The organism is Gimesia sp. (genome assembly GCF_048262075.1).
Classification (GTDB): domain Bacteria; phylum Planctomycetota; class Planctomycetia; order Planctomycetales; family Planctomycetaceae; genus Gimesia.
Genome location: NZ_JBLXFK010000020.1, coordinates 37,960 through 59,946, shown reverse-complemented (window position 1 = coordinate 59,946; position 21,987 = coordinate 37,960). Strand labels below are relative to the sequence as shown.

The 21,987-nt window shown below is 52.0% G+C and carries 26 protein-coding genes; 11 read left to right on the top strand and 15 right to left on the bottom strand.

Annotation, left to right across the window (positions count from 1 at the left end; translation table 11 throughout):
- The first annotated feature begins 252 nt into the window (after positions 1-252).
- From atpD to ACN0YH_RS25740, 10 genes are read left to right on the top strand one after another with little or no spacing between them, the layout of a single operon-like run.
- Positions 253-1,656, top strand: a complete 1,404-nt coding sequence (gene atpD, locus ACN0YH_RS25785) for a F0F1 ATP synthase subunit beta (protein ID WP_417382482.1) — start codon at positions 253-255, stop codon at positions 1,654-1,656.
- The gene (locus ACN0YH_RS25780) at positions 1,653-2,048 is read left to right on the top strand and encodes a F0F1 ATP synthase subunit epsilon (RefSeq protein WP_417382481.1); all 396 of its coding nucleotides are present in this window, start codon (positions 1,653-1,655) and stop codon (positions 2,046-2,048) included. The genes atpD and ACN0YH_RS25780 overlap by 4 nt, the downstream gene beginning before the upstream one ends.
- The gene (locus ACN0YH_RS25775; protein ID WP_417382480.1) at positions 2,038-2,403 is read left to right on the top strand and encodes an AtpZ/AtpI family protein; all 366 of its coding nucleotides are present in this window, start codon (positions 2,038-2,040) and stop codon (positions 2,401-2,403) included. Before ACN0YH_RS25780 ends, ACN0YH_RS25775 begins: the two co-directional genes overlap by 11 nt.
- Complete coding sequence (locus ACN0YH_RS25770; RefSeq protein WP_417382479.1) at positions 2,400-2,717, top strand: ATP synthase subunit I; 318 nt, start codon at positions 2,400-2,402, stop codon at positions 2,715-2,717. The genes ACN0YH_RS25775 and ACN0YH_RS25770 overlap by 4 nt, the downstream gene beginning before the upstream one ends.
- Complete coding sequence (locus ACN0YH_RS25765; RefSeq protein ID WP_417382478.1) at positions 2,718-3,434, top strand: F0F1 ATP synthase subunit A; 717 nt, start codon at positions 2,718-2,720, stop codon at positions 3,432-3,434.
- Positions 3,435-3,445: 11 nt separating this feature from the next.
- Positions 3,446-3,724, top strand: coding sequence for a F0F1 ATP synthase subunit C (locus ACN0YH_RS25760; RefSeq protein ID WP_417382477.1), 279 nt, complete (start codon positions 3,446-3,448; stop codon positions 3,722-3,724).
- A gap of 30 nt (positions 3,725-3,754) precedes the next feature.
- The gene (locus tag ACN0YH_RS25755; protein WP_417382476.1) at positions 3,755-4,552 is read left to right on the top strand and encodes a hypothetical protein; all 798 of its coding nucleotides are present in this window, start codon (positions 3,755-3,757) and stop codon (positions 4,550-4,552) included.
- A gap of 33 nt (positions 4,553-4,585) precedes the next feature.
- Positions 4,586-6,130, top strand: coding sequence for an alternate F1F0 ATPase, F1 subunit alpha (locus ACN0YH_RS25750; protein WP_417382475.1), 1,545 nt, complete (start codon positions 4,586-4,588; stop codon positions 6,128-6,130).
- A 4-nt stretch (positions 6,131-6,134) separates the two neighbouring features.
- The gene (locus ACN0YH_RS25745; RefSeq protein WP_417382474.1) at positions 6,135-7,022 is read left to right on the top strand and encodes a F0F1 ATP synthase subunit gamma; all 888 of its coding nucleotides are present in this window, start codon (positions 6,135-6,137) and stop codon (positions 7,020-7,022) included.
- Positions 7,023-7,057: 35 nt separating this feature from the next.
- Complete coding sequence (locus ACN0YH_RS25740) at positions 7,058-7,564, top strand: CBS domain-containing protein (RefSeq protein WP_417382473.1); 507 nt, start codon at positions 7,058-7,060, stop codon at positions 7,562-7,564.
- A 24-nt stretch (positions 7,565-7,588) separates the two neighbouring features.
- On the opposite strand, the gene hypE is transcribed toward ACN0YH_RS25740, so the two are convergent.
- The 12 genes from hypE to ACN0YH_RS25680 are packed head-to-tail and all read right to left on the bottom strand — an operon-like array spanning position 7,589 to position 18,449.
- Positions 7,589-8,665, bottom strand: coding sequence for a hydrogenase expression/formation protein HypE (gene hypE / locus ACN0YH_RS25735; RefSeq protein ID WP_417382472.1), 1,077 nt, complete (start codon positions 8,663-8,665; stop codon positions 7,589-7,591).
- A gap of 38 nt (positions 8,666-8,703) precedes the next feature.
- Complete coding sequence (gene hypD / locus ACN0YH_RS25730; protein ID WP_417382471.1) at positions 8,704-9,789, bottom strand: hydrogenase formation protein HypD; 1,086 nt, start codon at positions 9,787-9,789, stop codon at positions 8,704-8,706.
- Positions 9,786-10,061, bottom strand: coding sequence for a HypC/HybG/HupF family hydrogenase formation chaperone (locus ACN0YH_RS25725; RefSeq protein ID WP_417382470.1), 276 nt, complete (start codon positions 10,059-10,061; stop codon positions 9,786-9,788). Before ACN0YH_RS25725 ends, hypD begins: the two co-directional genes overlap by 4 nt.
- Complete coding sequence (gene hypF / locus ACN0YH_RS25720) at positions 10,052-12,349, bottom strand: carbamoyltransferase HypF (RefSeq protein WP_417382469.1); 2,298 nt, start codon at positions 12,347-12,349, stop codon at positions 10,052-10,054. The genes ACN0YH_RS25725 and hypF overlap by 10 nt, the downstream gene beginning before the upstream one ends.
- Positions 12,327-13,016, bottom strand: a complete 690-nt coding sequence (hypB, locus tag ACN0YH_RS25715; RefSeq protein WP_417382468.1) for a hydrogenase nickel incorporation protein HypB — start codon at positions 13,014-13,016, stop codon at positions 12,327-12,329. Before hypB ends, hypF begins: the two co-directional genes overlap by 23 nt.
- The gene (locus ACN0YH_RS25710) at positions 13,013-13,384 is read right to left on the bottom strand and encodes a hydrogenase maturation nickel metallochaperone HypA (protein ID WP_417382467.1); all 372 of its coding nucleotides are present in this window, start codon (positions 13,382-13,384) and stop codon (positions 13,013-13,015) included. The genes hypB and ACN0YH_RS25710 overlap by 4 nt, the downstream gene beginning before the upstream one ends.
- Entirely contained in the window at positions 13,377-13,838 is a 462-nt protein-coding gene (locus tag ACN0YH_RS25705; RefSeq protein ID WP_417382466.1) for a hydrogenase maturation protease, read from the bottom strand. Before ACN0YH_RS25705 ends, ACN0YH_RS25710 begins: the two co-directional genes overlap by 8 nt.
- 44 nt (positions 13,839-13,882) lie before the next feature.
- Positions 13,883-15,175, bottom strand: coding sequence for a Ni/Fe hydrogenase subunit alpha (locus ACN0YH_RS25700; protein WP_417382465.1), 1,293 nt, complete (start codon positions 15,173-15,175; stop codon positions 13,883-13,885).
- Complete coding sequence (locus tag ACN0YH_RS25695; protein WP_417382464.1) at positions 15,175-15,963, bottom strand: oxidoreductase; 789 nt, start codon at positions 15,961-15,963, stop codon at positions 15,175-15,177. Before ACN0YH_RS25695 ends, ACN0YH_RS25700 begins: the two co-directional genes overlap by 1 nt.
- Before the next feature lie 2 nt (positions 15,964-15,965).
- A complete protein-coding gene (locus tag ACN0YH_RS25690) occupies positions 15,966-16,832 on the bottom strand; it encodes an FAD/NAD(P)-binding protein (protein ID WP_417382463.1) in 867 nt (288 codons plus the stop codon).
- Entirely contained in the window at positions 16,829-17,953 is a 1,125-nt protein-coding gene (locus tag ACN0YH_RS25685; protein WP_417382462.1) for a 4Fe-4S dicluster domain-containing protein, read from the bottom strand. Before ACN0YH_RS25685 ends, ACN0YH_RS25690 begins: the two co-directional genes overlap by 4 nt.
- The gene (locus tag ACN0YH_RS25680; RefSeq protein WP_417382461.1) at positions 17,946-18,449 is read right to left on the bottom strand and encodes a Crp/Fnr family transcriptional regulator; all 504 of its coding nucleotides are present in this window, start codon (positions 18,447-18,449) and stop codon (positions 17,946-17,948) included. Before ACN0YH_RS25680 ends, ACN0YH_RS25685 begins: the two co-directional genes overlap by 8 nt.
- Positions 18,450-18,798: 349 nt before the next feature.
- On the opposite strand from ACN0YH_RS25680, the gene ACN0YH_RS25675 reads away from it, so the two are divergent.
- A complete protein-coding gene (locus ACN0YH_RS25675) occupies positions 18,799-19,959 on the top strand; it encodes a hypothetical protein (RefSeq protein WP_417382460.1) in 1,161 nt (386 codons plus the stop codon).
- Between the two features lie 60 nt (positions 19,960-20,019).
- On the opposite strand, the gene ACN0YH_RS25670 is transcribed toward ACN0YH_RS25675, so the two are convergent.
- The 3 genes from ACN0YH_RS25670 to ACN0YH_RS25660 all read right to left on the bottom strand — a co-directional run bounded on the left by ACN0YH_RS25670 (position 20,020) and on the right by ACN0YH_RS25660 (position 21,967).
- Positions 20,020-20,718 carry a Sir2 family NAD-dependent protein deacetylase gene (locus tag ACN0YH_RS25670; protein WP_417382459.1) on the bottom strand — a complete coding sequence of 233 codons (699 nt, stop codon included), beginning with the start codon at positions 20,716-20,718 and terminating at the stop codon, positions 20,020-20,022.
- Between the two features lie 99 nt (positions 20,719-20,817).
- On the bottom strand, positions 20,818-21,231 hold the full coding sequence (locus ACN0YH_RS25665; RefSeq protein WP_417382458.1) for a hypothetical protein: 414 nt from the start codon (positions 21,229-21,231) through the stop codon (positions 20,818-20,820).
- Positions 21,232-21,295: 64 nt separating this feature from the next.
- Entirely contained in the window at positions 21,296-21,967 is a 672-nt protein-coding gene (locus ACN0YH_RS25660; RefSeq protein WP_417382457.1) for a hypothetical protein, read from the bottom strand.
- Positions 21,968-21,987 lie beyond the last annotated feature (20 nt).

Here is a 21,987-nt window from a genome sequence, read left to right as displayed (position 1 = left end):
ACTTTACCAGAAGCCAGCGGAATCCCATACGGGTAGATCCCGGTTCAGGGGTAGGGAAATCCACCAGAATCAACTATACCAGGCGATAATTCGCAAAAAGAGATCTGTTTGATTTTCCAGACTCTTGAGTTCTATCGCAAAATCAATCATTGTCAGGGATAATAACAATGAGACACGACAGTGATCACAGACTCGTCCTCCTGCTGGATTATTTTGAGACACTCCGATATGAGAGTTAGGATGCCTGGTAACATGCAGCAGTTGACCGAAACAGAGGAACGGAATTTCGGAACGGTGCTTTCGGTTCGGGGGAGCGTTGTAGATATCAGTTTCCCACAGAATTTACCCCCCGTACAAACTGAACTGCATACTGGCGATCAACAGGAAATTGTCATTGAGGTCCTGACTCAGCTCAATGATCAGCAGGTCCGTGGAATCGCGTTAAACTCCACGCGAGGCCTCTCGCGCGGCGCCAAAGTCCTCAACACCGGGCATCCGCTGAAAGTCCCTGTCGGACCTCAACTGCTGGGAAGAATGCTGAACGTCTTTGGCCAGACAGTCGATACCGGTGCCCCGGTGGAATGCAGCCTCTGGCGGTCCATCCATCACCAGTCTCCCGCGCTGGTGGAACGGCCTCCGCGTTCAGAAATATTCAGCACCGGCATCAAAGCCATCGACCTGCTTTCACCGCTGGAGCGGGGTGGTAAAGCAGGTCTGTTTGGTGGAGCGGGTGTCGGCAAAACCGTTCTGATTACCGAGCTCATCCATAATGTCGTCGGTGCTCACAAAGGGGTCAGCCTGTTCTGTGGAATTGGAGAACGTTGTCGCGAAGCAGAAGAACTCTACCGTGAAATGCAGGATGCCGGAGTACTCGATAATACCGTCATGGTCTTCGGCCAGATGAATGAACCACCCGGAGCCCGCTACCGTGTCGGGCATGCCGCACTCACGATGGCCGAATATTTCCGGGACGACCAGCGACAGGATGTCCTGCTGCTGATTGACAATATTTTCCGTTTTATTCAGGCGGGAACCGAAGTTTCCGGACTGATGGGCGAACTACCTTCCCGGGTGGGATATCAGCCAACACTCGCTTCCGACCTGGCCGAACTGGAAGAACGCATCTGTACGACCACCAGTGGCTCGATTACTTCGGTGCAAGCCGTTTATGTCCCGGCAGATGACTTTACCGACCCTTCTGCCGTTCACACATTCGCGCACCTTTCCACATCTGTCGTACTCTCCCGCAGGCGTGCTTCTGAAGGCCTTTACCCCGCCATTGACCTGTTAAATTCCAGTTCAAAAATGCTGATGCCTCCGATCGTAGGAGACCATCACTACCAGGTAGCACAATCGGTTCGTGAGACACTGGCCAACTACGAAGATTTAAAAGACATTATCGCCATGCTGGGTCTGGAAGAACTGTCACGTGAAGACCGACGTATTGTCAACCGTGCGCGACGCATAGAACGTTTCCTGACACAACCTTTTTTCAGCACAGAGCAATTCACCGGTTATCAGGGAAAATTTGTCACACTGGAGGAAACTTTAGATGGCTGTGAACGTATTTTGAAGGACGAGTTTTATGATGTGTCGGAGCGGGCCCTGTATATGATCGGCTCCATTGAGGAAGTGAAAAAAGGCAATGCCACATGAATCTGAAAGTGCTGTTACCAACAGAAATCCTGATTGACCAGCCTGTCATGAAGGTGATTGCGGAAGCAGAGAACGGTTCGTTTTGCCTGCTGCCTCGGCACGTTGATTTTGTATCCGCCCTGCTGCCTGGTATCCTGACTTTTGTTGACGAACAGAACTGCGAAACCTATCTGGGCATCGGTGGAGGTATACTCACAAAAACCGGCGCTGAAGTTCGTATTTCCACAATCTATGCCGTCCAGGGGGAGGACCTGGGCACACTCCGCCAGAAAGTCGCTGATCAATTTGAAGCACAGCATGAAAGAGAGCGTCTGGTTCGTTCAGCTATTGCGAAACTGGAAGCGGATATCCTCAGACACTTCGTCAAACAGGGAGTCGGCAGTGATCTCTGATAATCAACCTGAGCGCGAGAATGAAAACGGATTCGATAACCACGGATTCCAGGGAGGTCCCCTGCACTTGCATGAGCAATCGCATATTGAACAGCGGATTGCCTCACAGGAAGCACGAAAATTGAAAGCACAACGTGAAAAACATCATACAATCTGGTTTGGTTTCGGGATGTTTGGACTGATTGGATGGTCTGTCACTATCCCGGCTGTACTGGGGGCGATGCTGGGGATGTGGATCGATTCCCGCTGGCCTGGTCCATATTCCTGGACTTTGATGTTAATGATGGGAGGGATCGCTTTTGGCTGTTTGAACGCCTGGAAATGGATCCATAAAGAAGGAAATATTGAAAAATGAGTCTTGCACTGCTGTTACAACTTTTCGCGAGTCTGGCCTGTGGCTTGATACTGGGTACGCTGTTTTTTGGCGGGCTCTGGCTGACCATTCGCAATTTGCAGAAAGTTTCACATCCCGCTTTATTATTCCTGGCTTCGGCTCTGACCAGAACCCTACTGACCATTTCCGGCTTCTGGTGTATCGGCATCTGGCTTGATGAATCTTCACGCTGGCAACGACTGACGGTCTGCCTGGTCGGCTTCATTCTTGCCCGGATGATCTGCACACGCATGATCAGAACAGATCAACCGACTTTCTCAGGAAAATCCGTGTAAATGAATATGTCACCCGATGAACCTCTCTGGCAGTGGGAATTTCTGATTCTGAACAGAACCATTCTGTTTACATGGCTGGTCATGGGACTGTTGACGTGCGGCTCCTGGTTCATCACGCGCCGACTGAGTACCAGCGCCCGGCTGTCACGAGGTCAGAACCTGCTTGAAGTACTGGTGTCAGGTTTACGAAATCAGATTCAGGAAGTCAGTCAGCAGGATCCCGGCCCCTACCTCCCTTTTGTCGGAACCCTGTTTTTATTTATTGTCGTCTCGAATATTCTCTCAATCGTACCCGGTTATCATGCCCCGACCAGTTCCATCTCTACAACAGCGGCCCTGGCAACCTGTGTGTTTGTTGCCGTTCCACTCTATGGAATTGCAAGCCAGGGACTGGTGGATTACCTGAAGCAGTACATTCGCCCTTCTATTCTGATGTTACCGTTCAATATCATCGGCGAACTGTCGCGGACATTAGCTCTGGCAGTGCGACTTTATGGGAACATCATGAGTGGTAGCGTGATCGGAGCAATTCTACTGGGATTCGTCCCCCTGTTTGTTCCCATTCTGATGCAGGCTTTTGGACTGCTCACCGGCATCATCCAGGCCTATATCTTTTCGGTACTGGCGATGGTCTACATCGCATCAGCCACTCAAGTTTCGCAGGCAATAAACGAACAGCCTCAACTACCCCAAGAACATCCAAAACAAAATACATAAAGGAGCAGTCCATGGACTCAAATACGGTCATTGCAGCAGTTTCGATATTTACAGCGGGGATTACCATCGCCATCGGATCCATTGGCCCGGCGCTCGGGGAAGGCAGAGCCCTCGCCCAGGCGTTAAGTGCAATTGCGCAGCAGCCCGATGAAGCCAGTACCATTACGCGGACCCTGTTCGTGGGGTTGGCAATGGTGGAATCGACGGCGATTTACTGTTTCGTGATTTCCATGATTCTGATCTTTGCCAATCCGTTCTGGAATCACTTTATGCAGGCAACCACCAGGTAATCTTACTGACAGATTCAACAGGAAAACTGAATGTCCATCGACTGGTTTACTTTCACTGCTCAGATTCTTAACTTTCTGGTCCTCGTCTGGCTGTTGTCCCATTTCCTCTACAAGCCGGTGCTGAACGCGATGGCGGAGCGGGAAAAAAAGATCGCTGCAGAACACGAAGCAGCCACCGCTGCGCAACGTGAGGCAGAATCCGAACTGGCCCGCTATCAACAACAGACCGAAGACCTTACGCATGCCCGGGAGGAATTACTGGCTGAAGCGGGGAAAGAAATTCAGATCTGGAAAGAACAGCATCTGCAGCAGGCGCGCACGGAAATCGAACAGGAGAAAACAGAATGGTTTCGTGGCCTGCATCGGGAACGCGAATCCTTTTTAAGGGAAGCCCGCCTGCGGATGGCAGCGCACATGCATCAAATGAGCCATCGGATCCTTAAAGAACTGGCAGACTCAGATCTGCAACAACAGACAATTTCGGTGTTCATGAAGCGAATCAGGCAGATTGATGAGACACATAAACAGGAGTTTCTCGCCAAACTGGAGTCGTCAGACCCGCAAATGCTGGTCGAAAGTGCTTTCGAACTGACTCAATCCGAACGTAAGAACATGACGGACCTGATACACGATTATCTCAGCAGGGAAGTGACGATTCGCTTCCGGGAGAATCAGGAATTAATATGTGGAATTGATCTCCATCTGGCTGGCTACAAAATCTCCTGGAATCTGCAGGAATCACTCGAAGAACTGGAAGAAGAATTTGTTCGTTCACTTAATGATGTCATTTCAACTAACACCGAAGCAGAGAACAATCCAACAGAATAATCGTGTGGATCTAAAATCACTCAGGCAATACCAATGAACCATAGTCCCGACATTAAATCATTAGTCGATACGACTTTTGACCAATTTGGCGATGTATTAAGTCAGCATGATTTTGCACCACGACTGATCGAAATCGGCAAAATCACCTATGTCGGCCGTAGTCATGCCCGCATTAGCGGCTTACCGAATGTCCAATCAGAAGAACTGTTGCAGTTCCCTCATCATATACTGGGACTGGCTTTGAACCTGGATGAACATGAGGTTGGTGTTGTACTGCTCGACCACGGAGAACAGCTTACCGCCGGTGATGAAGTCAGACGAACACACCGCTTACTTGATGTTCCTGTCGGAGAATCGTTAATCGGTCGCGTCATCGACCCGGTGGGGCGTCCCCTGGATGGGCATGGTCCGATCACAGCCGCCGAACGCAGACCCTATGAACGCGATCCGGCCCCCATCATTGACAGGGCTCCTGTCACGGTTCCCCTGCAGACAGGTTTAAAAGTTATTGACGCCCTCATTCCCATCGGCCGCGGTCAGCGCGAACTGATTCTGGGAGATCGCCAGACAGGCAAAACAGCAATCGCCATCGATACGATTCTCAACCAGAAAAATCAAGATGTGATCTGTATCTACTGCGCGATCGGACAGCGAAATACAGCAGTTGCCAAAGTAATAGATGACCTGCGAAATCAAGGCGCAATGGAGTACACGACGGTGGTCGTTGGTGAGAGTGACGCTCCCCCCGGTCTGCAGTTTGTCGCTCCCTATGCAGCGACCACACTGGCTGAATATTTTATGGACCGGGGACAGGATGTTCTCGTGATCTATGATGACCTGACTTCACATGCCCGTTCTTACCGCGAATTATCTCTGCTTCTCAGACGCCCCCCCGGGCGCGAAGCATTCCCCGGCGATATCTTCTACCTGCATTCACGACTGCTGGAACGCTCCACTCATTTAGCAGAGCGGCTCGGTGGTGGTTCATTAACGGCGTTGCCCATCGCCGAAACAGAAGCGCAGAATCTGTCTGCCTATATCCCGACAAATTTAATCTCGATCACTGACGGCCAGGTCTACCTTTCACCACAACTTTTTCAGAAAGGGATTCTACCTGCCGTCGATGTAGGTCGCTCTGTCTCGCGTGTCGGGGGGAAAACTCAACTCCCCGCCTACCGGGCCGTCGCAGGTGATTTAAGGTTGTCTTACAGTCAATTTGAAGAACTCGAAGCCTTTTCCCGTTTCAGCAGCCGTCTGGATTCAGAAACCCTGGCCACACTGGAACGCGGGCGGCGTGTGCGTGAAATCTTTAAACAGCCTCAATACCAGCCGCTTTCCGTCCCTGAGCAACTGTCTGTGTTAATCGGCATGGCAGGAGGAGCGTTTGACAAGACCGGCTTGCCACAGATTCACCATCTGGAAGAACAGGTTCAGCGGATTCTCACCAACAAATTTCCTGATTTGAGCGAACAGATTCTCGCAGGTAAAACCATCACGGCTAACGATCAGAAATCCGTGCTGAGTGCTGTGAGCGAGTTGATTCAGCAATCCCAAAATCCACTTACTGAAACCGACTGAGCAGATGCAGGATTTCGAAACATTAAAACGGAGCATCGAAAGTACCAAAGATCTGGAGTCGGTCGTACGTACGATGAAAACGCTTGCCGCGGTCAGTATCCGACAGTACGAACAGGCAGTCGACTCCCTCGAAGACTATTCTGACACCGTTTACTGTGGATTGGAAATGGTTTTATCAAAGAGTTTGCCCGGATCGAATTTGTCAGATGGTCCTGCCGCTGGCACCATCGGCATGATTCTCTTCGGTTCCGACCAGGGAATGTGCGGTCAATTCAATGAACAGTTGGAAACCTATGCTGCCGAATATTTCGCTGAGACTGAATTAAACAAACGAAAACAGGCCTGGATGATCGTAGGCTCGCGAATGCTGGGCAAAACTCTGGATTCCGGCCATGACGTTGATTTCGATTTCAGCCTGCCCGGTTCAGCTACGGGAATTGCCCCCCTGGTCTCTGAAATGCTCGCGAAGATTGATCAATGGCGGCATCGACAACGACTGAGTGAAATCTATATTTTTTACAATCAGCGTGAATCGGCCTCTACCTATAAACCGCATGTCGTACAGTTGCTGCCTGTCGACCCGACGAAGTTCCATCGAAAACATCAGAGCCCCAGCACATCCCGTTCACTCCCCCTCTATACCATGAGCCGCACGAACTTACTATCCAGGCTGATTCAACAGTACCTGTTCGTGTCTCTGTTTCGTGCCTGCGCGGAATCCCTGGCAGGGGAAAATGCCAGCCGGATCGCTTCCATGCAGGCTGCGGAACGCAATATTAAAGAACGCCTGATGAATTTGCAGGCGGAATTTAATCAACGCAGACAGACTGCCATTACAGAAGAGCTACTGGATGTCGTTACCGGATTTGAAGCCTTAAAAGATGCAGAATGAATTTACTGAAATCAATTATACAGGAGAGAAAAACCATGACTGACCAGCAAAAGACACCATCCGCCGCTGATTTCATGAATCGGCATGTAGAAGTTGTAACCCAGGATATGACGCTGACGGAAGTCATTCGCTTTCTCTTAAAACACAAAATCTCGAATGCCCCCGTTGTCGATCTACAGGATCAGAAGCAGATTCTCATCGGCTTTGTATCCGAACGCGACTGCCTGTCTGCCTTGTCGAATGAAGTGTTCTTCGGAAACCCCAGCCCGGCCCAGACAGTGAGAACCATCATGAGTTCACACCCCATCTGCATTACTCCCGAAACAGAACTGTTCTCAATCGTTTCCATCTTTGTCAGCCATCACCTGCGCCATCTACCTGTTGTCCAAAACGGGGTCCTGAAGGGAATTGTCAGTCGACACGAGATTCTGGAAGCCATGGAAACTTACTACAACCACTCACTCCATACTCAGGAACACGAGCGTCTTCTGCGCGATACATCACAGTCCTTGAACCTCCGGTTTACAATTGACCGAAGCTGACTCGAATCGAATCCTCAAAGCAGATCAACAGATTCGTGGCAGAGGACTGCCCAGTGGGTCGTGTAGAGGCTGTTCAGGTCCCAGTGTCCGTCTTACTGTTACCGGGGCAACTCCCCGCGCCTTGACAGAACCGATCACCCGGGCATCTGCCGTCTCGGAGAGTGTCTCTAAAACAGAGACCGCTTCGGGACCGGCTCCCTGCCTGACCGCGATCAGCATGGTCCCCTCATTGGCAATATGCAATGGATCCAGTCCCAGTAATTCGCTCATTCCCCTCACCTCGGGTGAAACGGGCACACAGCGTTCATTGATACTAAGTGTCAAACCACTGGACTCAGCCCATTCCTGCAGCACCGCTGCCACTCCGCCCCGGGTTGCATCCCGCATACAGCAAATCCGGTCACCGAGAGAGCCCCGCAACTGCTCGACAGCGCCCAACAGGGAACCACAGTCGCTGTGAGGCAAGGGATCAAACTGCAATTGTTCGCGTGCTGCCAGTACCGCAATTCCATGTTGGCCAATGGGCCCGCTGATAACAAGCTCATCCCCTTCTGCCAGGCACGCAGGTCCCGGCGGAACGGGTTCTGTCAGCTCGCCGACTCCTGCCGTATTGATAAACAGACCATCGACGGCGCCCCGGGGAACAACCTTGGTATCACCGGCCACGATCTTTACCGCCGTGTGCCGCGCTGCTTCAGCCAGACTTTGCAGCACGCGATCCAGAATTACCAGCGGAAAGCCCTCTTCAAGGATCAATGACAGTGTAAGCCAGAGCGGATGCGCCCCGCTGACTGCCAGATCGTTGACGGTGCCATAAATCGCGAGGCTGCCAATATTTCCTCCCGGGAAAAACAGGGGTGAAACAACAAAACTGTCCGTCGTCAGCGCCAGCGGACCATCGACGCGAGGCAGTCTGGCTGCATCACTTAAGGTTTCCAGAGCATCATTTTTCAGAACCGAAATAATGCGTTCCTGAATCAGTTTGCGAGAAAGCCTCCCTCCCTCACCATGTGCCAGTGTCACGCAGTCCGTTTCCGCTGGAACCTCGATGGGACAATTCAGCTGCCAGCTGCTGGTCATATTCTGCTGATGGTTTTCCATCGTACTCCACATTCACTTTGAACAATTAACTAATCGCTTCAGACACCCGCATAGCGGTAGTAAGCGGCACAGGCACCTTCTGAAGAGACCATCGGCGCTCCCAGCGGCGTTTCGGGGGTACACTGCTTTCCAAAATGCGGACACTCCGGCGGCTTCAATTGTCCCGTCATCACATCGAAGCTGCGACACTCACTGTTTAGAATGACCGGCAATCCACATTCGGAAAAACGAACACGCGCATCAAACTGCTGCCACTGCTCCTGCAATGCGAGCCCGCCCGCCGGAATGAGACCAAATCCCCTCCAGCGACAATCGGATACCTGATACACATCCTGCACGAGATCCCGCGCTGACTGATTTCCGGCGACCTGGACGGCGCGTGAATAACAATTCTCCAACCGTGCTTCACCTGTTTCCAGCTGCCTGGCACATGCCAGAATTCCCTCCAGTAAATCGAGTGGCTCGAATCCGGTCACGACAACAGGCAATTGATAGCGTTCCACAAACCGCTCGTATGATTCATATCCCATTACCGTGCAGACATGCCCGGCTGCCAGAAAGGCCTGCACCCGGTGATCCGGTGATTCAACCAGGGATTCCATCGCGGGTTGGACTCGGACATGCGAGACAATCAGACTGAAATTATCGAGCTCATATTGCGCGGCCTGCTTCACTGCCAGCGCCGTCGCAGGTGCCGTCGTCTCAAATCCGACTGCGAAAAACACAACCTGTTTCTCAGGTTGCCTGCGCGCCAGTTCCACCGCATCCAGAGGCGAATAAACGATTCTCACTTCCCCCCCTCTGGTCCGGGCATCCAGTAAAGAACCCTGACTGCCGGGCACACGCAGCATGTCACCGAAACTGGTCACAATCACATCAGGCCGCATTGCCAGTTGGCAGGCATAATCAATGTCTGCCTGATCGGTAACACAGACTGGACAACCGGGACCATGAATTAATTCAACGGTCCCCTGTAACTCGGCGGCAATTCCATGACGTAACAGGCCATGCGTCTGCCCGCCACACACTTCCATCAAGGTCCAGCAGCGGGTGGAAACGCGTCGAATTTCATCCACCAGTTGTTGCGCTGCAACCGGATCTCGATATTCATCCAGGAACTTCATGAATCGCTCTCGCCTCCATCAGGCAGAGTTTCATGCCAGCCTTCATCTTCACCCCACTCAGCCAGCGTCTCAAAAATCCGCTGCGCCTCCCGCGCATCAATCCGATTGATCGCTATCCCGGCGTGGACCAGAATGTAATCACCCACTTCTGCCTCAGTCACACAGGCCATATGCACAACGCGGCGAATGCCATCAAACTCAATCTCTGCCTGCGAAAAGATACCTTCCCGTTCTACCCAGCGAACCAGTTGGCCAGGAATTCCTAAACACACGGCGCGGCTCCTTTCTGTTTTGAACGGGCAATCGCGACCGCCAGTTGACCGGCAGCCAGACCGCCATCGTTGGGAGGGATCTTGCCAGGTAACCCCAGTGGCTGGTTCTTCTGACTCAGTTCTTCCGCCAGAAGTTCAACCAGGCAGCGGTTCTGAAATACGCCTCCTCCCAGCACGACCGGCAGGAAAGAAAACTCCTGACACAACCGCGCCGTTCCCCGGGCCAGACCTCGATGAAACCGCATTGCCATCACACCTGGAGAGACTCCCGCTTCCCGATCTCGCAGAATCGCGGTAATACAAGGTCGCCAGTCCAGTTGAAACGGCGTTTCCTGTAACAGAGGTATCTCATAGCTGCCTGCTTCTGAAAGATCGCAACTCGCCTCCAGCAGCATCGCTGCCTGCCCTTCATATTCGGAATGCGTGACGCCCAGTACCAGGGCCGCGACTCCATCAAACAAGCGTCCGACACTGGTTGTGAGAGGAGAAAGATGGTCGGATCTGAAAATCTGCAACACAGGTCTGACCAGTTCTGCCTGTATGCCTGCATTCAATGCAGCCTCCGGTCCCAGCGTCTCTGACAACAGGGAAACGGCAACGCGATACGGTTCACGGACGGCCGCTGCTCCACCCGGCAGGCGGAACGGTTTTAAATGACCAACCCTCGTATATTGAGCCGTCGTTGATAGTAAAAACTCTCCTCCCCAGATGGTCTGATCGTCGCCCCAGCCTGTACCGTCAAAAGCGACTCCTAATACCTGTTGATCCAGCCAACCCTGCTCCAGCATGCCCGCCACAATATGAGCATGATGATGCTGGACTCTCTCAACGTTTGAATCCGGTTGCGATGCCCGATTCGAAGTAAAATAATCGGGATGTTCGTCGCAAATGAAATCAGCCTTGGAAATGGCATAGAGCTGTTTGAGTGATTCCAGCTGCTCCTCATAACGTTCGCAGGCAGCCAGACTCTCCAGATCACCGATATGAGGCGCCAGAACAGATTGAGAACCGTTATGTAATGCAATCGCTGCTTTCTGATGTCCACCCAGCGCAATGGCAGTCAGAGGATGTTCCAGATTCAGAGACAACGGTGCCAGCCCCCGCGCCAGTCGAATCGTCACCAGACGACCTGCCATCCAGCGGACGACACTGTCATCGACAGGGCGTTCAATCGGACGATCATGCTCCAGCCAGCAGTCTGCCAGCTTCGTAATATTCTCTGAAAGACTTCGATCCTGAAAAAACAGCGGTTCGCCTTCCCGGTTCGCACTGCTGACCACCAGGGGAAAATCGCATTGCTGGAGAAGTAACCAGTGCAACGGTGTTGTCGGCAGCATCACTCCCAAAGTGTTTAAGCCAGAATTCACGTTACCGGCAATCGGTGAATCCTGTCGTACCTGTAGCAGCACAATCGGCGCCGCGGGGCTTGTCAGCGCTGCTGCTTCCGCATCATTCAGAACAGCCAGTTTTAATGCCGCAGCGATGTCAGTCACCATCACTGCCAGAGGTTTTCCCTGACGTCGTTTCCTCTCCCTTAGCAATTCAACGGCTGACTTACTCGTGGCATTCACCAGTAGTTGATAGCCGCCCAATCCTTTCAGACCAACAAGCTCCCCCTGCTGCAGAGCGCGGGCCGCACTCTGGATTGCGTCTGTAGATGACGCCGTTGTTTCCCCTGCAGCATTGGTACACCAGATGTGGGGACCACACTTCGGACAAGCGATGGTCTGGGCATGAAAGCGGCGATCAACGGGGGAATCATATTCTCGCTGACAGCGCGAACAGAGTTCAAATTCTGACATGCCTGTCTGAGATCGTTCATAGGGCATGGATTGGATCAGGGAATACCGGGGACCACATTGCGTGCAACTGATAAAAGCATAGCCGCACCGGTGATCTGCAGGATCAGCAAGCTCAGACAGACAATCCGGACAGACGGCGATATCAGGTGGAATACGGGCAGCAAGGGGACCGCCAGTCTGTTTTTCGATGATATTAAACTGCTTTAAACCGCGCAGCATGGTCGCTTCACTGGTTTTTCTGTGAATCACAGTGTCACTTGGCAGGTAAGTTTCCAGATCTCGCTCGAAATCCAGTACGATGTTTTCAGGCCCCTCAATCAGCAGCTCAATCCCTTCTGTTGTATTACAGATAGAACCTGCCAACCGTAATTCACAGGCTCGCCGTGCGACGGCAGGGCGCAATCCGATCCCCTGTACGTGGCCACTCAAAGTGATCTTGCGTGCAATAATTCGTTCCGTACTCTCAATGATTGCCCGCTGGTTCATGGTATGTTGCCAGTTGAAGTTGATGTTGCTCTTCCAGGAAATCACACCATTCCTGAATACCATTTCCAGTCAGGGAACAGCAGGGAAACATCTGCAGCGCAGGTTGAATCCTCTGTGCATCGGCAGTCACTGCTTCTACAGAAAACGGAACGTGCGGTAATAAATCCAGTTTCGTGATCAGCATGGCCTGACTGGTACGGAACATTTTAGGATATTTTCCCGGCTTATCATCGCCTTCTGTCGTGCTGATAAGTACGACGCGCAAGTGTTCTGCCAGATCATGCGAAGCCGGACAGACCAGATTTCCCACATTCTCGATAAACAGAAAATCAACTTCAGGATCACCCAGCGCTGTCAGACCCCGCTGCACCAGCGGCAGTTCCAGATGACAGGCGCCTCCCGTCGTCAGTTGCGCTACCGGAACCAGGGGTGCCAACCGCTGCGCATCGCGGTCAGTTTCCAGATCACCCACGAGAACTGCCATCGACCGACGCCCGGCAAACTGCCTCGCCGTCGCTTCCAGTAAACTCGTTTTTCCCGATCCCGGAGAGGACAGCAAATTCACAACCAGAGTGCCACGCTTCCCAAGACGAACACGTTCCACCTCAGCATCGGCTTTTTGATCTGCTTGCAGATCACGTTTGACAATTATCGTTTGCTGACTCATGCGGAAACTCCTTCATGTGAATCAATGGATTCCATCGTAACACTGATGATTTGCAGCTCATCCCCCTGAATGACGTCCACGGTTCCTGACTGACATTCAGGACAGTAAAACTGAAAATCGAGGACTTCAAATTCATGCTGACAATGCGAACAAACGGCAGTGACAGGGACCAGATCCAGCTTTAACCGACATTCCGCAGAAAAGACCTCCGGAACCATTTCCTCAAAGGCAGCCGCAAATAACAGCGGCTCAACCCCTGACAAATCTCCCGCCTGGACACAGATTTCAGAAACACGACCGCCTCCCTGAGTGGCAACAATTTGTCGAACCTGTTTCAACAGATTCTGTACCAGCGACCGTTCATGCATGTTCCATCTCCCCTTGCCTGATAGATTGAATGAGATCCCTACAGATGGATTCGACCACAGTGGAAACTCCTGCCTGCACCGCTGCTGACAATGTCTCTCCGGAATGATTCGACTGCAGTTCTACGCCCCAGATCCTTACTTGCTTTGGGAGTCTTTCCAACTGCTCTGCCAGCGCAAGTACACCAGTCAAAGACATCTGATGCGTCCCCGACCAGCGAATCTTCTCCAGCTGCCCGCTAGGCCATTCCCATTGATGAACACTACCCGTTTCACCGGCTCCCTGACAGGCATCACAAATCAGCAGATCCATCGCAGGTTCAATCCAGTCCAGCAAATCAGCCGGAGTCCGTGCCAGTTTCACACAAACGTGATTATAATTTCGCTGTTCAATCTGCCTGGCCATCTCCCAACCAGCCTGATCATCACCGTGAGGACTGCCTATTCCAGCGATCATGAGTTGTCTCCCCTTGTTCATTCTCACTTCCTTACTGCTGCCTCTCAATGTCGGTCGATGGTGACTTTCAAAAAGTGAGTTGAACAACTGATACAGGGATCATAGGCTCTTACCAGGTTTTCACATTTGCGCGCGAGTTCTACATCTTCTTGACCAATTGATTCTGCCACGACATGTTTGAGTTCCACTTCAATTTGTGCCTGGTTCTGAGACGTCGGCGGGACAATACAGGCCTCAACAATCTTGCCTTGATCATCAATTTCATAGCGATGATACAACGTCCCCCGTGGTGCTTCGGTCGCTGATTTACCGATTCCTGCTTGCGGGGAATAGGTTTCTCGCGGTTTTCCTGCGGGATGTTGATCACGCAGGATCGACAACGTTTCTTCATATGCGTGGACGATTTCCAGGCCTCGCGCAATAATCGCTTTGTGTGGATTACGACAGACCGGTTCCCATCCGATTTCATCTGCCAGTTTTCGTGCCTGGGGAAACAGTTGCTCCCGATTCAGGTTAAGTCGCGATAACGGACCGAGCAGATAAGGTTGCCCCGTGGATTTACGAAAAGCCTGCAAGGCAGTGGAGTGGGGCACCTGCCGCTCTTCAAATTCCTCTTCATACCGTTCGACATCAATCAGATCACCCAGACTGGATTTCATCACGCCGGCATTCATGGGATATTCGTCAGGATGAGACAGTGAAATAAATTCGCAATCCGATTCCATTTCCGGAAAATCAAAACCAGCCACCCAGCGTGTGGTCTCGATGGCAGCGTTCAGCCCCCATTCAAAATCTGGTATCAGTTTTTGAAATTCATTTCGGCGGGGAATGCGATAGAAGCCCCCCACGCAGACATTCACCGGATGAATGGCCCGCCCTCCCAGCAGGTCAACCAGTTGATTGCCATGTTTTTTGAGTCTCAATCCACGATTGACCTCTTCGGGAAACTGCTTCGCCATTTCCAGACCGCTGTCAAAGCCCAGAAAATCAGGGGCATGCAGTAAATGCATATGCAAGCCATGGCTTTCAATCCATTCACCACAATATAACAGCCGACGCAAACGGCGAATCTCCGGCGAAACGGTCACTTCCAATGCAGCCTCCAGGGCATGCACACTACTCATCTGGTATGCCACCGGACAGATTCCACAGATCCGCGCCGTGATATCCGGCGCATCTTCCAGAGGTCGTCCCCGCAATAACGCTTCAAACAGGCGGGGCGGTTCATAAATTTCCAGGCGGACTTCTTCAATCGTTTCACCACTCATGCGGATAAACAGCCCCCCTTCCCCCTCTACACGGGTTAACGTTTCAACTTTGATCTTGCGGTCATCCATCAGTCTGGCTCCCCGTTCCGATCCAGCAATCGTCGGCTTTCCTCACGAAAGGCGGGCGCGTTGCTATTGAAATTCTGCAGGCTGTTGGAAATTTCCTGTTTCGAGGCCCCGTCCTGCTCCATCTGTGAAGTCAGGCTCACCAGATTAATTTGCGAGGCAGGTCCAAAACAACCATAACAGCCTCGGTTGTAACTCGGGCAGAGTGCATTACAACCCGACTGCGTCACAGGTCCCAGGCAGGCAATTCCCTGTGCCACCGTCACACACACCGTTCCACGACGTTTACAATCCAGGCAGACACTGTGCCCGGGGGTTCGAGGCGTCCGTCCTGCTAACAGAGACTGAATGACTTCAATCAGCTGATATTGATTAATCGGGCAGCCTCGTAATTCGAAATCAACAGTCACATGATCTGCGATAGGCGTAGAGTGTTCTAACACCTCGATGTATCCGGGACTGGCATACACAGTCCGCATGAATTCAGCGGAATCGGCCCCATTTCTCAATGCCTGAATTCCACCAGAGGTAGCACAGGCACCGATGGTCATCAAGAAACGAGAGTCCCTGCGAATCTGCTGGATCCGGGCTGCATCGTGAGGCGTGGTAATAGATCCTTCAATCAGCGAAATATCATACGGGCCTGCTTCCATGCGACTCGTGGCCTCGGGAAAATGCACGATCTCCACGGCATCGGCAACGGACAACAACTGATCCTCTGCGTCCAGCAGGGAGAGCTGACAACCATCACAGGAAGCAAATTTGAAAACTGCCAGTCTGGGTTTTCCCACTTTCAGAGCCCTTCTACTTTTAAATAGGGTGAAATCTGATCGTAACGAAAGACCGGCCCATCCTTACAGATGAATTGAGGTCCCAGCTGACAATGACCACACAAACCGACCGCGCACTGCATATTTCGTTCGGTTGAAACCCAGATCTGTTCGCTGGTCATCCCCCGTTGCAGCGCAGCGCGGGCTGTAAAACGCATCATCAGATCTGGACCACAGATCAACAAAACCGTCTGGGCGGGATCAAATCCGGTGAGCCGTTCCAGTAACTGAGGCACGACCCCCACATTCCCGCGCCAACCGGGGCTCGAGCGATCAACGGTTTCTCTGATCTCCAGCCCCGCTTCTCTCCAACGATCATATTCCCGCGTATAAACGCGCATCTCTGGTGTGCGTGCCCCATACAATAAATGCAGACTCCCATACTCGTGTCGCTGAGCGAGCAGTTGATATATTAAGGGACGCAAGGGTGGCAGGCCGATTCCTCCGGCCACCAGAATGACATTTTTTCCCCGACAGGCCTCACGCGGCCAACTCGTACCAAAAGGCCCGCGCAGCCCCAGGGTATCCCCCACTTTCAACGCAGCGATACCGCGCGTCACATTTCCGGCCAATCTTATGGTATGAGCCAATGTCTCACAGGCATCAGGATCACCGCTCATTGAAATCGCCGATTCTCCTGCACCAGGAAGATACAGCATGTTAAACTGACCTGGTTCAAAACGATAGGACTGCGCAGCCGCAGCATCTGTCAAAGCCAACTGGTAAGTGGCGACCCCACTGACTTCGGCAGTGATCTCACGAATCACGGCAGTTTTCGCAACCCAGAAGCTGCCTGGTTTCTCAGTCTGCTTGCTGACAGTCGAATTCATGACTGCGATTCCCGTATCGCATTCACTTCCTGTGTCAGATCGATTCCGACAGGGCACCAGGTAATACATCTTCCACAACCGACGCACCCTGAAGTGCCAAACTGATCAATCCACGTCGATAGTTTATGCGTCAACCACTGCCGGTACCGATTACGAGTACTGTTGCGGACCAGACCTCCGTTCATGTAACTGAAATCCAGATTAAAACAGGAGTCCCACTGCCGCTGCCGCTCCACATGGTCTCCGGTCAGATCACTGACTTCCTCAACCGAACTGCAGAAACAGGTCGGACAGACCATCGTACAGTTCGTGCAGGACAGACAACGCTCTGCCACATCATCCCACTGGGAATGTTCCAGGTTGGACATGAGCAGGTCTTTAATGTCCGTCGTGTCAAATCGTCGTTCAATCTGGTCGACTGCCTGCTGTCGCGCCGCATGTGCCTGTGAATCCTGTTCAGGCGAAACTTTGACGGTCTCCAGGTCTTCAATGATCTCCGCACCGGCACTAGTTGCTACCTCAACCAGGAAGCCATCCGGCAATTCGGTGAGCGCCAGATCAAATCCTGTTTTGCAGCGAGGCCCCGTCTCCATGGAAGTACAAAAACAGGTCGATGCTGCTTGCGTACAATTCACGGCGATGACCAGCGCCTGGCTGCGACGCTGGTCATAAATCGAATCGACGTAAGGCCCCCCCGTGAAAACCCGATCCTGTATTTTCATCGCAGCCAGTTCACAGGCACGAACACCCAGAAATGCATAGCGGGGTGTTTCTTCCTTCGCCTCCTCGAACTGCCAGCCTTCCTCGGTTCGGTCAGCCCGCGCCAGGGTGGTGACCGGTGGAAACAGCTGTTTCTTCCAGGAACTCGGGCCCACCACATATCCAAAGAGCGCATCATCGTCGCGTGGAACCAGTCGGTATTTGCCTGGTTCCTGCTGATCGGTCCAACCACGGGGTAGATCATCAATCGATGACAGCTCGCCGTAGACGATGGCTTCCTGATCGATCGTAGGACCAATCACTTGGTAACCGCGGGATATCAGCACATCAAAAAGCCTCGCAAATTCCTCCAACGGTAAAAAGCAGCTTTGTGGATTGCCCGATTGCACAGAATCACTCACTTGCGTCTCCCTGCTTAAGAGGATGTGCTTCTTCAACAACAGCATACATATCGAGCACCTGCAGGCGACTGGCAACCAGCCGCTGAGATAACGCCAAAGCTACCCGCCGCATAATCTGGTAACCGATATCATGGTCCTGCTCGCAAACTGCCGCCAGCGCTTCTGCGTCAATAGCAATCATACGGGTATCTTCCACGGCGACGACGGTCGCTGTCATCTCTCCCTGTTTGAGAATAGACGACCAGCCGACCAGGTCTCCCTCTTCGAGGGTCAAAACGGGTAGACAGCCACGGGCGGGAATGGTCATGCAGATCTCAACGCGACCGCTGAGAATAATATAAAGATCCCGATGCTCAGTTCCTTCGGTAAAGATCGTCGTATTACGAGGATAATCCTGAAAACGGGAGATGGCAGCTAACTGCTGTTGTTCTGCTACGGACAACCCCGAGGTAAAGCGGAGTTGTTGCAGAATTTCCTGAAGCTGTTGAATCTCCATCGCAGCCTCTCAGTCAGTTTGTAAAAACAGTGGGACAGGACACTTCGATTCTAACCAGCCTGTTCGGAATCGTCTAGCGACCACAATTTCGGATGAACTCCCTTATTCCAGTTTCATACCGACATGGGGAATTCCCCTACCTGAAAACACGGCATCCGCCCATCTCGGATCACATTACTCCCCTGATTATCTCTAAGCTGTACCGATATAGACTGAAGCTAACAGACATCATTTAAGGTCGTGATTCATTTTTAATATCATCATGGTGCAGTATCAGTCTAAATGAGGTCCCTGCAAATCCGCGTCTACGACTCAGGTTCATTTGAATTTAATCAACAAGGAACGTTCGATGCAGACATTAACACTTGATGTGCTTAAACCCCTGACTGAATGGGAACAAGGGCCGTGCGTTTCCATTTATATTCCCCGACATCAAGCCGTCTCAGAACTGGGACAGGATTCAATTGAGTTGAGGAACCAGCTGGATGAAGCAGAAACAGCACTTCAGGAGCGCGGTCTCGGCACAGCAGAAGCCCGCTCATTTCTGAAACCAGCACGAGAGTTGCAGAATGATCCCGTCTTCTGGAAACAAGGCGCTCCCCAGGGACTATGTCTGCTGATGGCACCGGGACTATTCCATCATTTTGACCTGCCCTATCAATGCCCCAAAACACTTTCCGTTGATGATACTTTATATATCAGTCCTTTATTTTATAAAGCGTATGAAGATGATCGATTTGATCTACTGGCGATCTGCCCAAAATCGATCAGAATGATACGCCATCAAAATGGTGATTTCCAGGAAATTGAACTTCCTGAAAATATCCCTTCAAATCTGGATGAGTTCGCGGGAGGCATCGAGTTCGAAGAATCGTTGCAGTTCCATACGACTTCCTCCGGTACCCCGGGTGGAGAATTCGCCGGGATTCAGCATGGACATGGTCTGACGAAAGAACAGAATGAAAAAGTCTTAACCGACTACTATCAGCTTCTCGCCAGGCAACTGGAGAATTACCTGGAAAACAATACTCCCCCTCTGGTACTTGTCTGTGCGGAAAAACAGCAGAGCCTGTTTCGCAAACACTTCCAAGGGAGTCAACTCTTGCCAGAAGGTGTTGCCACTTCCCCAGATCAGCTCTCTGTACGCGAACTGATAGACCTCGCATTACCGGTCGTTGAGTCAAAATTCCAGACATCCCTGCAGAAAGCGCAAGAGAAATTTCAGAAGCATATGGGAACGTCGCGTATTTCACATCAACTTGAAGAAATCTTACAGGCTGCAGGACAGGGACGCGTCGAGGCGCTGTTTACTCCCATCGGATCAGAGCTTTGGGGGCATCTACCCCAGGATGGTGAATTATTACAAACACATACCCAACAGGAATCTGGCGATATCGCACTCCTCAACTGGGCGATTCGGAACACCTGCAGACACGGGGGAACTCCCTACGTCATTCAACCGGATGACATGCCTGATCAACATCCGGTACTTGCCAGTTTTCGCTGGTAAGCAGGGTCTGGGGAGAATGAAAGGTGTCAACGACGAATGGTACTGCCGCTGATACTTTTTTCATTCTTCCAGCCAGCGATTCACAATTTGAGGCACGTGTTCCACCGCGGTCCCTCTGATCCAGTGGAAGGCGAGAGGCTCCTCTTCCAGGTCCGGGCTGACGATCAGTTTCTCCGCACTCGGATTCGCTTTTGTCAACAGGCCGGCAGCCGGGTAGACCGAGAGCGAGGTCCCCACGACGAGCACTTTCCCTGCATTCATCACATGTCTTGCCGCGATGTCATAGTTGTGAATCGTTTCTCCAAACCAGACGATGTGAGGCCGTAACTGGGCCCCCTGTTCGCAGAGATCGCCCAGTTGAATTTCCTTTCCGCCGATTTCATAGATGAGCGTCGGATCAACAGTACTGCGGGCTTTCACCAATTCTCCATGTACGTGGATTACCTGGGTGGAGCCTCCACGCTCATGCAGGTCATCCACATTCTGCGTGATCACGACCACCTCGTAACGACTCTCCAGTTCCGCCAGCGCCTGATGCGCCGCATTGGGTAAAGCCGCTACCGCTTTTGTTCTGCGTTCATTATAAAAATCCAGTACCAGTTGTGGATTCATCTCCCAGGCCTGGGGTGAAGCCACCTCGGTGATTTCGTACTGCTCCCATAGCCCGCCCATATCACGAAACGTCGGCAATCCGCTCTCGGCACTGATTCCCGCTCCCGTCAGCACGACGACTTTATTGTGATCAAGGGGCTCAGACATCTGTGGTCTCAATTTCACTTTCATGGGAATTTACCTGCAAGAGATTTTCTCTGGTTTCACTCCTGACACAATTAATCCGTTGAAAGTTCAGCTACCAGGTTACGCATCGTGCTCTCCCCCATCGGCATCATATGCTTCTCGTTCGAACGGATTATCGCGATAGAATCGGCGGCCGGAAAGCCACATATAGATTGACGCCAGATAGTAAGCAGGCAACATGAAAGGCCCCCAGCGTTCATACTGCCGGACATGAACCATTTCATGTTCACGGGAAATGTCCAGAGAGGCATCGGTCTGCCCAAGAATGGTGTGCCCCAACGTCAAAGCAAGCGTGAACTGACCATGCGGCAATCGATGAATGAACCACTTCGTACCGCCCTCATAAAACTCAATCGCCCGACCACGAATCCGCGCCCGTCCGCCAAAACACAGTCCCACACCGCCGATCAGCAGCCCCAGCAGCGTATTCGGCGACGCCCAGAACACACGCATCAGAATCGAAATACGATCCATCAATGAAACCTACCTCGTTTGTGGATCATAAATATAGTCCACCGGGCTCCGGTGCAATCATTTATTATTCCGATTTTGTTTTACGCAAGCCGAGCCAGTCTCGCGCCACCAGACCAAACAATACAGTGATGATGACTCCCCCTATCGCCGCTTCAAATTCTCCGTTGACAAGCGACACGAGAATAGTAATGCCGAACAGAACGCAAAGACCAGCAGCAATCCAGCCAAAAATACGATGAAACATGGATGGATATTCCACAATGTTAACATCTGCGGGATCGACAGGCATGTCTGCCGGTTCAATATCGGCGGGTTCCATGATTATTTCGGAAAGCCCGCCGGTCGCTTCCTGAGCGGCAATGGATCGGAGTTGTGCAAAATAGTTCAGAATGGCCAGCGGCAGTATGAAGATTACGCCGGGAGTCACGAGGCCCCATGTGAGGTTGTACCGCAGAAGACGCCCCAGTAAGACGCGGGCCTCGTCAGGTGGGAGTGCAACATGAATTGTCGATTGTGTAAACCAGGCAAGGAATCCATGATAGGTGTGATATTTCAAGATCACAACTCCGGTCTGTGGATCGGGATGATTCGTGAAATCCTCTAATTTCTGTCTCAGCGATCGGTTTGCGAGGTATTCATAGCCCCGAAATAAATAGAGCGCACCGACTGCCAGACCAATCAGGATCGTGACCCCAATGATGGTAACAGATACCGGCTGTTGGTCAGCAATGATCATAGCGTGATGTTAGTGGTTGC